At 71.3% G+C, this 11,273-nt stretch carries 7 protein-coding genes; 1 reads left to right on the top strand and 6 read right to left on the bottom strand.

Translation table 11 applies throughout. From position 1 onward, the window contains the following. Window positions 1-12: 12 nt before the first annotated feature. From HUT19_RS22990 to HUT19_RS22980, 3 genes are read right to left on the bottom strand one after another with little or no spacing between them, the layout of a single operon-like run. Window positions 13-1,299: a cytochrome P450 gene (locus tag HUT19_RS22990; protein WP_176182268.1), complete on the bottom strand. Its 1,287-nt coding sequence runs from the start codon at window positions 1,297-1,299 to the stop codon at window positions 13-15. 7 nt (window positions 1,300-1,306) lie between these two features. Further along, window positions 1,307-2,275: a TauD/TfdA family dioxygenase gene (locus HUT19_RS22985; RefSeq protein ID WP_176182267.1), complete on the bottom strand. Its 969-nt coding sequence runs from the start codon at window positions 2,273-2,275 to the stop codon at window positions 1,307-1,309. Further along, window positions 2,272-6,327 carry a PA14 domain-containing protein gene (locus HUT19_RS22980; protein ID WP_176182266.1) on the bottom strand — a complete coding sequence of 1,352 codons (4,056 nt, stop codon included), beginning with the start codon at window positions 6,325-6,327 and terminating at the stop codon, window positions 2,272-2,274. The genes HUT19_RS22985 and HUT19_RS22980 overlap by 4 nt, the downstream gene beginning before the upstream one ends. Before the next feature lie 214 nt (window positions 6,328-6,541). On the opposite strand from HUT19_RS22980, the gene HUT19_RS22975 reads away from it, so the two are divergent. Beyond that, entirely contained in the window at window positions 6,542-7,192 is a 651-nt protein-coding gene (locus HUT19_RS22975; protein WP_217712280.1) for a response regulator transcription factor, read from the top strand. A 168-nt stretch (window positions 7,193-7,360) separates the two neighbouring features. On the opposite strand, the gene HUT19_RS22970 is transcribed toward HUT19_RS22975, so the two are convergent. From HUT19_RS22970 to HUT19_RS22960, 3 genes are all read right to left on the bottom strand, one after another. Next, the gene (locus HUT19_RS22970) at window positions 7,361-7,615 is read right to left on the bottom strand and encodes a LysR family transcriptional regulator (protein ID WP_176182264.1); all 255 of its coding nucleotides are present in this window, start codon (window positions 7,613-7,615) and stop codon (window positions 7,361-7,363) included. A 270-nt stretch (window positions 7,616-7,885) separates the two neighbouring features. Next, entirely contained in the window at window positions 7,886-10,435 is a 2,550-nt protein-coding gene (locus HUT19_RS22965; RefSeq protein ID WP_176182263.1) for an ABC transporter permease, read from the bottom strand. After that, window positions 10,435-11,199, bottom strand: coding sequence for an ABC transporter ATP-binding protein (locus HUT19_RS22960; RefSeq protein WP_176182262.1), 765 nt, complete (start codon window positions 11,197-11,199; stop codon window positions 10,435-10,437). The genes HUT19_RS22965 and HUT19_RS22960 overlap by 1 nt, the downstream gene beginning before the upstream one ends. Window positions 11,200-11,273: the final 74 nt, after the last annotated feature.

The raw sequence follows: 11,273 nt of genomic DNA, 5'->3' as shown, positions 1-11,273 counted from the left end.
GGATGCGGTGGCTCAGGCGGTGGCCGGGGTCAGGGACACCGGCAGACTGCTGTAGCCGTGCAGAAAGTTGGAGTGGATCGGCCGGCCCGGTCCGGTCAACTCCGCCTCGGCCACAAAAGTGCGCAGCGCGGTGAGCATCGCGTGGATTTCCGCACGCCCCAGATAAGCGCCGAGACAGAAGTGCGGTCCGTATCCGAACGACACGTGCTTGTTCGGTGTGCGGCCCAGATCGAATTCCTCCGGAGCGGCGAACACCTCCTCGTCGTAATTCGCGGAGCTGTTCCACAGGGTGACGATGTCCCCGGCGCGGATCCGCTGTCCGCCGATGTCGGTGTCCACCACGGCCCGCCGTCCGAAGTGCATGGCCGGGGTGACCCAGCGCAGCACCTCCTCCACGGCGCTGTCCACCGTGACGTCCCCGCCGCGCAGCCGCTTCCACTGCACCGGGTGCTCGATCAGCTCCCGCATCCCGCAGATCATCGACAGCCGGCTGGTCTCGTCGCCGCCGAGGATCAGGCTGTAGCAGTTGAAGACGATCTCTTCCTCGGTGAGCGGCTCACCGTCGACCGTCGCCGTGGCCAGCACGCTGACCACGTCCCCGGTGGGCTCCTCGCGCCGCTCCTCGGCCAGCTCGGCGAAGTACAGCAGCAGTTCGTTGCGGGCCACCAGGGAGTCCTGGGCGCTCTGCCCGGCCTCCTCCGCGCTCAGCGCCTGTTTGGTGAGGGTGAGCAGATAGCCCCGGTCGGACTCCGGGACACCGAGCAGATCGGCGATGGTGGCCATCGGGATGTGCTCGGCCACGTCCTGGGCGAAGTCGCAGCCACCGCGCTCGACGGCGGTGCGCACCAGCCGTTCGGTGCGCCGTCGCACCCCCGCCACCACCCGCTCCAGCACCCGTGGCGCGAACGCCTTGAGCAGCAGATTGCGGATCTCGCGGTGGCGGACCCCGTCGGTGACGGCGAGCATCTTGCCGCTCGCCGAGTCGCCGCCCTGGAGCAGGGTGGTGAGGACGTTGCCCTTCTCCGAGGTGAAGGCGCGGTTGTCGCGGTAGACCGACATCACGTCCCGGTAGCGGGAGAGCACCCAGAAGCCGGGCATCAGCCCCTCGGTGGGATGCCAGTGCACCGGGCTGTGCTCCCGGAACCGCCGCCACATGGGCGCCGGGTCACGGTTCAGGAAGGTCTGCGGATCGGTGAGATCGACCTCGGTGAGATCGGCCTCGGTGAGATCGGCCTCGGCGGGTTCCGGCCCGTCGAGGGCGTTCGGCTCATCGAGGGCGTTCGGCGGCTGACCGGACATCCCGCGCCTACCCCTCGCGCCGGGTCATCGACACCAGCACCTTGCGGTCCCCGGTGAAAGGGCGCCGCCCGTGCGTGGTGAGGATGTTGTCGATCATGATCAGATCGCCGTCCTCCCACCGCTCGGCGAGCGTGGTGGTGGCGTACACGTCCAGGATCGTGGCCAGCTCCTCCGCGGTGATCGGGGTGCCGTCGCCGGCGTAGGCGTTCCGCGGCAGCCCGTCCTCGCCGCAGATCTCCAGCAGCCCTTCGCGCACCGCCTCCGGGAGCGCGTGCACATGGAACAGATGCGCCTGGTTGAACCACACCCTGCGCCCGGTGAGCGGGTGTTCCACCACCGCCGGACGGCGCTGGCGGGTGCGCAGCACCTCGCCGTCCCACTCCGCCTCGATACCGTGCTCGGCGCAGTAGCGGTCCACCTGCGCCTTGTCCTCGGTCTGGAACCCCTCCTGCCAGGACAGGCCCATCCCGGTGCGATAGGTGCGGGTGTAGAGCACCCCGTGCTCCTCGAACCGCGCCACCAGGTCCTCCGGCAGCCGGTCCAGGACCGCGCCGCTGTCGGCCACCGGGGTCTCCCCGCCGGTGGCCGCCGCCTTGGCGCAGTACAGGAAGAGGTTGTGCGGCCAGTTGTGGGAGTACGCGCTCTCGTTGTGCTGCGGAATGGACTGGTCGGCCGGGTACTCGGTGGAGGTGTAGACGTTCCCCTTGACCCGGCTGCGCGGGGTGGAGCGCTCGTTGTACTCCAGCGTCCGCCCGCCGATCAGCCCGGCGAGCCCCGCGAGTTCGTCCTGCTCGCCCAGGCCCAGGTTCTTCACCATCACCGCGGCGTGGTCCAGCATCGCCGACCGCAGCCCGTCCACGTTGGCGGCGATCCACCCCGGTCCGTCGCCCCCGTGGCGCGGGGTGACCCGGACCAGTTGGGTGCCGTGGTGTTCCAGCAGGTCGACCTCGGCGTCCGTGAAATACTTCTCCGTCATTCCTTCTCCACCTCCAGGCTGAAGCCGTCGATGCTCACGTGGTTGACCGGGTCACCGGCCGCGTACTCGTACGCGTTCAGGAACGGCCCACTGGAGACCGGCTGGGTGAAGCGGCCGAGCGCGTTGTTGAGCAGCCGGGTGTCCAGCACCGTGGCGTACTGCGCGCCCGCGTGCTCGGTCCCGCGCTGGTACTGGCCGAGCCAGCCGTAGTCGTAGTCACCGGGCAGGTTGTCCGGGACGTGGTCGGGGTCCACGGTGCCCTTCGCGGTGAGCGGTTCGCCGTACGGGCCGTAGCGGTACACCCCGCCCCGCTGCTGTCCGTCGTCCCCGGCGACGGCGAACACATCGCCGCGCACGGTCGGATAGCTCCAGCTGGTGCGCGCGCCGTCCACGGCGCCCTTGCGCACCCCCATTACCCCGCCGGGCAGTGCCACCACCCGGGCCAGCACCCGCTTGTCGGCGCGGAGCACGAAGTCGACGTCCCCGTCGGCCGGCGAAGTGTGACCGTAGAGCAGGCCGGTGTCACCGGCGCCGGTGGAGGTGCGCTCCACCAGGTGGTCGGCGATGTCGGAGCCGTAGCGCACCTCGGCCGGGTCCGTCCCGGTGATCTTCGTACCGAGGTAGCGCTCGGCCGCGTCGTGGCGCTGCACCACCGTGGCACCGCCGGTCCGGTAGCCGGTCATATGGCCGTTCTCGGCGTAGGTCACCCCGCTCACCGGGTGGTCGCCGGTGGTGGCCAGCAGCCGGTCGGCGGCGTCGTAGCAGTAGCCGGTCTCGGTGGTCCCGTCCGCCGTGCGGTCGGTCAGCCGCAGCCGGTTGCCGTTGTCCCCGGCGCCCGCCTCGGTGCCCTCCGGGCAGTCCTTCGGCGCGGCGGTGAAGTCGTAGCCGTAGTGGTGTCCGGTCACCCAGGCGTCGACCAGCCGACCCGCCGCGTCGTAGCGGTAGTCGGGCCCGTCCTCACGGGGATCCTCACCCGCCGTGGACTCGTCCGTCACCACCCCGGACCGGGCGCGGGTGACCCGGCTCGGCAGCTTCCGGCCGTCGGCCAGCTCCCAGTCCTTGGCGGTGATCCGGCCCGCGGCGTCCCGGCGCACCGCGAGACGGCTGCCGTTGGCGTAGCTCACCTTCTCGATCCGGCCGCCCTCGTCCAGCGCGACCGTGGCCAGCGTCCTGCCGTCCAGCGCGACTCCGGTCTCCCGGCCCGCGTCGTCGTACGCCACCGTCTTCACCTGCGTCCGGTCCCCGCCGCCGGGCGGCGTGGACGTCTCGCGCACCGCGCGCCCGGCCCGGTCGTAGCGGGTGTCGGTACGGATGCCGTGGACATCGGTGAACCGCACGGTGCGGCCGAGCAGATCGACCGTGTACACCAGATCGCCACCGGGCTCGGACGCCTTCGTGGTCAGCGGATCACCGCCGTGCGCGGTGTCGTAGGCGATGGTGCGCGCCGGGGCGTCGGCAGTGCCGGGGACGTGCATGGCGAGGATCTGGCCGCGCTCCCCGTAGTCCACACAGGCCCACTTCGGCCCGCCGAAGTTCACCGCGACCGGCAGCCCCCGGGTGTTGTAGACGAACCGCTCGGCCCGCGCGGCGCCCTTGGCCGGTGCCGCCGAGGTGACCGACTTCGGCAGCCCCGCCTGGGGCAGCGGATCGTCCTTGTCGGTGCAGGGGTTGTCGGCCTTCTCGTCCGCGCCGTAGTACGCGTACGTCTGCCGGGCGCCGCTGGGCATCACCTTGGCGGTGGGCCGGAACATCTCGTCGTAGGTGTAACCGGTCCTGAGCTTCAGCCCCTTCGGATCGGTGACCGTCGCCACCGGGACACCCATCTCGTTGAGCCGGGTCTCCACCGTGCGGTCCGGGACCCCGTCGGAGCCCGCGGTGACGGTGGTCATGCTCGTGGCGCCGTAGGTCGTGGTCTCGGACGGCACCTTCGCGCAGCCGTCCGGGGCGGGGGCCATCAGCCTGCCGCCGGCGGTGAAGCACTTCTCGGGGCCGGGCCCGAAGGTGCCGACGGGGCGGCCCGCCCCGTCGTGGACCGTGGTGGTCAGCAGGCCCGCGGCGTCGAGGACGGTCGCGGGCTCGCCGCCCGCGGTCCAGGTGGTGCGTACGGTACGGCCGGTGGCGTCGGTGTCGGCGCCGACCCGGCCCGCGGTGTCGTACGCCACGGTGCGGACCCCGCGCAGCCCGGCCACCTCGATCCGGGTGGAGCCGGAGCCGTAGCGGTAGGCGTGCTCGGGGCGCGCGGGCTTGCCGCCGGCGAAGCCGGTGGGCTCGGGACCGGCCAGCAGCGTGGCCCGGTTCCGGTGGGCGTCCGTATCCGCGTACGCCAGCCGGTAGTTGGCGGTGGCGTGGTTCCGCCGGACCGGGTCGACCGCGATCCAGTCCATCACCAGCGGGGTGCGCACATCGGTGAGCCGGTGGTCGGCGGTGTAGCCGAAGTCGGTGGTCTCGTCACCGGGGTTGACGATCCGGGCCAGCTTCCCGGCCGCGTAGTGCAGCTGGGTGGTGCCCACGCCCGGCACGGTGACGGCGCAGACGAAGCCCCGCGGGGCGTGGTCGTCGGCACAGGTCGGGCTGCCCGCGTAGGAGAACTTCAGACCCGCGTCCTCGGCCTCCTCGGCGGCCTTGACCTGGGCGGCGTCGGACGTTCCCTTGGCCTTGCCGTTGGCCTTGCCGTTGTCGCCGGGCTCGGCGAACGACGCGGGCCGTCCGGAGGCCGCGGCGGAGGGCTTCTCCTCCGCTCCGCCGGGGCTCAGCGGATTGGCCGCGCCCGTGTTCCCCGTCGTCCCCGCGCCCGGCGCACCGTCGCCCGTGCCCTCCTTGACCGCGCTGGCGCCGTCCGCCCCGGTGGCGGCCGGGGTCACGCTCCAGCCGGGCGGCAGTACGGCACCGGCGGGCGCCAGCCACGACGAGGGCACCGGAAGGCTGCCCTTGCCGGACCGCTGGACCCACAGGGCCACCCGACCGCCCTTCGCGGGCCGCTGGTACTCCATCCGGATCCGGTAGGTGTGCCCGGCCTTCAACTGGCGTACGGCTCCGAACTCGGGCGCCGTACCGCCCTTGTCGCCCTTCCAGTCGTCCACGACCGGGGTGCCGTCCAGCCAGATCCGCACCCCGCCGTCGTAGACGCCGCCCAGGCGGTAGCCGCCCGAGTCGGGCACCCGCAGGCGTCCGGTCCAGCGCGCCCGGAACCGGTCGCCGGGCGTGGCGTCCGGCCACGGCGCGCTGTCGCCGCCCCAGCCGAACGAGGGCTGGGTGTCGGTCCGTACGGCCGCCGGGTCCTCGTCGTCGCCGATACCGGTGCCGGAGGTGCCGGTGTAGTACGCGCCGGTGAGCCCCACTTCGGCGGTGGCCAGTGAGTTGTAGGTGAAGGTGGCGCCCTGCGGACCGGCGGGGGTGGCGGCCTGCGGGGTGGCGACGGAGGCCGTGGCGTTGCCGTTGGCCAGGTTCACCGACACCGGGCCGAGGGTGTCGGCGGGCACCGGCCCCCCGGGGGCCTGCGCTCCGAGCCGCAGGTTCACCGCGAGGGAGCGGGCCGGGGCGTCGGCGGTCACCGTGCCGCCCGCGCGGTTCCGCGCCCGCACGGTCCAGCGGTACCGTTCCCCGTCCTTGAGCACCCCGTCCGGCACCGTCCAGCGCGGTGTCCGCAGCCAGCCGGAGGAGACGGTCTGCCCGCTGCGCGGGGTGTCACCGGTGCCGATCACGAACTCGTACGCGGCACCGCCCGCGGCGCGCGCGGCGCTCAGCACCGGGCGGCGGGCGGCCGTGGTCGCTCCGTCGGCCGGGGAGGCGGGCCTCGGTGCCGCGGCGGTGTCCTTGCCGGACGTGCCCGCCGGTGCGCCGGTGCCGTCGAAGTCCCCGGCGGGCCAGGCGGGCCGCACCGGATCCCCGGCCTTCGCGGACAGCATGGCCACGTCCGAGGGGGAACGGTGTGCGGCGCGGCCCAGCCAGTCCGGGGCCGCCGAGGCCAGGGGTCCGCTCGCGATCAACGCCACGGAGGCGGTCACGGACGCCGCACACGCCGCCGCCACTCTGAGTGTTCTGGTGCGAGCCATGCTCAGTCACCACTCCAACCTGAAAAGCACCGCGCGGAGCCGCACGGCGTCGAGAAGGGGGGCCGCGGGCTGATCCGAGCTGATCCGCAGGACACGGCCTGGCCGAATGCTCCCAACCGCCACCACGCCCCCAAAGCCCTTAACGAAACTTTGAATACGGGCCCCGAGGCCGTCCCGGTGCGGAGGGTGTGCCCTTCCGGCTACGGTGAGTGCCGTGACCACCCGCATCCTGCTGGCCGACGACCAGGACACCGTCCGGATCGGCTTCCGGCTGATCCTCGACTCGCAACCGGACATGGAGGTCGTGGGCGAGGCCGGGGACGGCCTGGAGGCCGTCGAACTCGCCCGCAAGCTGCGGCCCGACGTGGTGCTCGCCGATATCCGGATGCCGCGGATGAACGGGCTCGAGGTCACCCGGCTGCTCACCGGGCCCGATGTCGAGGACCCGGTCAAGGTGATCGTGGTGACCACCTTCGACCTCGACGAATACGTCCACACCGCGCTGCGCAACGGCGCCTGCGGCTTCCTCCTCAAACGCTCCGGGCCCACCCTGCTGGTGGAGGCGATCCGGGCGGCGATGGCCGGGGACGCCATGATCAGTCCCTCGGTGACGGTCCGTCTGCTGCGCCAGTTCCAGGAGCCGGAGAAGCCGCGGGCCAAACAGCCGGTCGAGGCGCTGACCGAGCGCGAGGTGGAGATCGCGGGGCTGGTCGCCCAGGGGATGACCAACGCCGAGATCGCGGGCGAGCTGTTCATCTCGGCCGGCACGGTCAAGACCCATATCGCCAACGTCCAGCGGAAGCTGGACGTCCGGAACCGGGTGGGGATCGCCGCCTGGGTCTGGGACAGCGACCGCGTCGGCTGAACCCCCGTGACGTAACCGGTGGTTGTGTTCCCTGCACGTTCCTGCCATCCACACCCTGTGGACAGCCCTGCCCCGCCCCGGACGGCGGCGTCCCGCCCGCGACGGGACGGACAAAGGGCCCGGCCCCCCGTTGTGCGGGGGACGCGGGCCCATCGGGGTGGTGCGGGGTCAGGCGGCGCAGACGCCTTTCATACTGTCGATGAGAGCCAGTACGGCACGGGCCGACGGCAGGATCATGCGCCCTTCCCTGGTGAGCTGGGCGCCGGTGGAGTCACGGGTGAAGAGCTTTGTGCCCAGCATTTGTTCCAGGCACTTGATCTGATAGCTGATGGCGGGCTGTGAATAACCGAGGACCTTCGCCGCCTGATCCATCCGCCCTATCTCCGCTATAGAGACGAAGGCGCGGAATTCCCGCTCGTGCATTTTGCCCCCTGTCCGATTCGGCTGCCTTCTGGGCTGCCGAGAACCGGTTCCACAGCACCGGTCATCCGATCCGTCGAACCCATATCAACGTAACTGATCTCGAAAGGCAACAGCCGGTGCAGGAAGCTGCAATGCGGTGCGCCGCGGTATGGGTAGGACAGCCCCGCGGTGCCTCGTCGGGGGAATTTTCGAGGCACCGCGGGAGTCTTTTCGGTGTTTCCGCGACACGTTCCGGAAGCGGGGGGCACGCGGCCTGTCACGGCCGGAGCGTCACTCCTGGGTGACCGCCCTCAGCACATTGAGCCGGGCGCCCCGCCGGGCCGGTCCCAGCGAGGCCAGCATCCCGACCAGCGCCGCACCCACCAGATAGACCGCGATCAGCGCCCACGGCAGCGACAGGCGGCTGACGCCCTGGGACTTCATCGAGCGCGCCACCGCGAGTCCGAATCCGGAACCGACCACCACCCCGAGCACCGCGCCGAAGAGCGAGATCACCACCGACTCCGCCATGATCATGCGGATCGTCTGGCCCCGGCCGAGGCCGATCGCGCGCAGCGCGCCCAGCTCCTTCGTCCGCTCCATCACCGACAGCGCCAGGGTGTTGACGATGCCGAGCACCGCGATGATCATCGCGACCGCGAGCAGCGCCTGCACCACGTTCAGCATCATGTCGAAGCCGTCGTTGAACTTCTCCGCGACCTTCTCCTTGGACTGGACGGTCACTTCGGGGCTGTCCCGGAGCGCCTTCTCCACCCGCGGCTGGACCGAGGCGGCCGACGCGCCCGGCGCCAGCTTGATGTACGCCTGCGACGGCTGGGCGTAGCGGAAGCCCTCGGTGGCATCGGCCCAGGGCACCACCACACTGTTGGCCAGCGCCATCTCCTCGAAGGTGCCCGCCAGCCGGTAGGTGCGGCGCTCACCGCGCTGGAGCTGGAGGGTGACCTTGTCCCCGACCTTCACCTTGCGGTCCTCGGCGGTGTTTTTGTTCATCAGCACCGAGCCGGGGGCGAGTTCGTCGATCGACCCGGCCTCGGCCCGCAGGCTCAGCAGCCCGCGCGCCGCCTTCCAGTCCTCCCACGAGGACACGGTCTGGGTGGCCGTACCGACCTTCGCGGTGTCGAACGACGCCGCCGCCACCGCGTCCACCCCGTCGATCCCGCGCACCGCGCGCAGCGCCGCCGGGTCGATGGAGGCCGACATGCCCTGGCCGATGTCGCCCATGGCGACCAGTTCGGACGTCAGCTTGCCGGAGATCTCGTTGTTGACGCTGTCCTTCGCCGACGCGGCCACCGTGCTGAGCGTGGTGACCAGCGCGACACCGATCATCAGGGCCGATGCGGTGATCGCGGTACGCCGCGGATTGCGCGCCGAGTTGCGCCGCCCCAGCTGACCCGGGAGCGAACGGGAGAACATCCCGCCCAGCAGCCAGACGGCCGGCCGGCTGATCAGCGGGGTGAGCAGCGCGACCCCGATGAACGCGAGCAGCACCCCGGGCAGCACGGCGGACACCGCGGCGTCGCCCGAACCCATGAGCCCCGTCAGCAGCAGCCCCGCGCCCACCACCAGCAGGATCGAACCGGTCCAGGTCTGCTTGCGGTGCTTGCGGTCCGGGGCCGCGGCGGCGCGGATGACCGCGATCGGCGGGACCTTCGCCGCGCGCAGCGCCGGAAACAGCGCGGCCAGCATCGTCACTCCGACACCGACCAGCAGCGACACGATCACGGCACTCGCCGGCACGGCGAGGTCGGCGACCTCCAGCCCCGCCATGGAGTCCGCGAGCAGCGAGGCGCCCAGCGCCCCGAGCCCCACCCCGAGCCCGAGTCCGACCACCGCCGCGACCAGCCCGATGACCATCGACTCCAGCAGCACCGACCCGATCATCTGGCGGCGGCTGGCGCCCAGCGCCCGCAGCAGCGCCAGTTCCCGCATCCGCTGGGCGATGATGATGGAGAAGGTGTTGATGATCAGGAAGACGCCCACCAGCACCGCGACCGCGGCGAAGCCCAGCAGCACCTGGGTGACCAGGTCCAGTACGTCCCGCGACCGGTCGGCCGACTTCTTCGACAGCTCCTCACCGGTGCGCACCTCGAAGCCGCCGCCCAGCTCCTTCTTCAGCGCGGTCTGCACGGAGGCGGCCTTCGCGCCGGAGGCGAGGGTCACGGTGACGGCCGAGTACTCGCCCGTCTTCCCCAGCATCAGCCGCTGCGCCACCGGTTCGGTGAACGCGACGGTCTGCTCACCGCCGATGGAGTCCCGGTCACCGGAGTATCCGAAGACGCCGGAGACGGTGAACGTCCGCTTCGGCTCCCCGGTCAGCACCGCGATGCTGTCGCCGACGGAGAAGTGGCCCTTTTCGGCGAGTCCGGCGTTGATCGCCACCTCGCCCGCCTGGCCCGGCGCCTTGCCCTCGCGCAGCTTCAGCAGCGAGGTCTCGCCGGTCCAGCTCTTGCCGTACCGGGGACCGCCGGTGCCCGGCACCACCTTGCCGTCCTTGCCGAGCGCCCGCGCGCCCTCGACCCGCACCTCCCCGTGGGCCGTGCCGACCCCGGAGACGCCCGCGACCTCGCGTATCGTCCCCGCGTCCAGCCCCACCGGCGCGCTGGCCGCGTCGCCCACCCCGGCGTCGACCCGCGGTTTCGCGGCGACCTGGAGGTCGATGTCGTCGTACGCGCCGGCGAACTGGGCGTCGAACGACCGGCCCAGGGTGTCCTGGAGGACAAACGCCCCGGAGACGAAGGTGACGCCCAGCACCACCGCGAGCCCCGACAGCAGCAGTCTGAGCTTGCGCGAGAGCACGCTCTTGAGAGTCGCCTTGAACATCAGGCCACCTTCTCCAGCGTGTCGATCTTCTTCATCATGTCGAGCACGGCCTCGGCGGTCGGTTCGGTGATCTCGGCCACGACCTGGCCGTCGGCGAAGAACACCACCCGGTCCGCGTAGGAGGCGGCGTTCGGGTCATGGGTGACCATCACGATCGTCTGGCCCAGCGTCCGCACGGAGTTGCGCAGGAAGCTCAGCACCTCGGCACCGGACCGCGAGTCCAGATTGCCGGTCGGCTCATCGGCGAAGATCACCTCGGGCTGGGACACCAGCGCCCGCGCGCACGCCACCCGCTGCTGCTGCCCGCCGGACAGCTCCGACGGCCGGTGGCCCAGCCGCTCGCTCAGCCCCACCGTGTCGATCACCTGTTGGAGCCACTCGGGCGAGGGCTTGCGCTTCGCGATGGCGAGCGGCAGCAGGATGTTCTCCTCCGCGGTCAGCATCGGCAGCAAATTGAATTGCTGGAAAATAAATCCGATACGCTCCCTGCGAAGCCGGGTCAACTCCTTGTCGCTCATTCCGTTGACCTTCATGTCGGCCACATACACATCGCCCTCGCTCACCGAATCAAGACCGGCGAGGCAGTGCATCAGGGTCGACTTCCCGGAACCCGAAGGACCCATGATCGCGGTGAATTGACCGCGGCGCAGCTCCACATTCACCCCCCGCAGGGCGGCGACTTGGGCATCGCCGGTGCCATAGAGCTTGTGGACGTTCACCGCTCGGGCGGCCAGTTCCGTCTCCGTCGAAATCGTCGCGCTCACGCGGCTCACTCTCCCTGTGCCGGGCGGTGCTTACGCCTGCCTACGCTGATGAGCCGAGAGTAGGACGGGCCGCG

This window comes from Streptomyces sp. NA02950 (assembly GCF_013364155.1).
Lineage (GTDB): Bacteria > Actinomycetota > Actinomycetes > Streptomycetales > Streptomycetaceae > Streptomyces.
Note: the sequence above shows the minus strand (reverse complement) of the source record. Positions and strands in the feature narration are given on the sequence as shown.

Coding starts and splice junctions, on each gene's coding strand:
- HUT19_RS22990 (WP_176182268.1), bottom strand. CDS start 1,299: ATGTCCGGTCAGCCGCCGAACGCCCTCGATGAGCCGAACGCCCTCGAC.
- HUT19_RS22985 (WP_176182267.1), bottom strand. CDS start 2,275: ATGACGGAGAAGTATTTCACGGACGCCGAGGTCGACCTGCTGGAACAC.
- HUT19_RS22980 (WP_176182266.1), bottom strand. CDS start 6,327: ATGGCTCGCACCAGAACACTCAGAGTGGCGGCGGCGTGTGCGGCGTCC.
- HUT19_RS22970 (WP_176182264.1), bottom strand. CDS start 7,615: ATGCACGAGCGGGAATTCCGCGCCTTCGTCTCTATAGCGGAGATAGGG.
- HUT19_RS22965 (WP_176182263.1), bottom strand. CDS start 10,435: ATGTTCAAGGCGACTCTCAAGAGCGTGCTCTCGCGCAAGCTCAGACTG.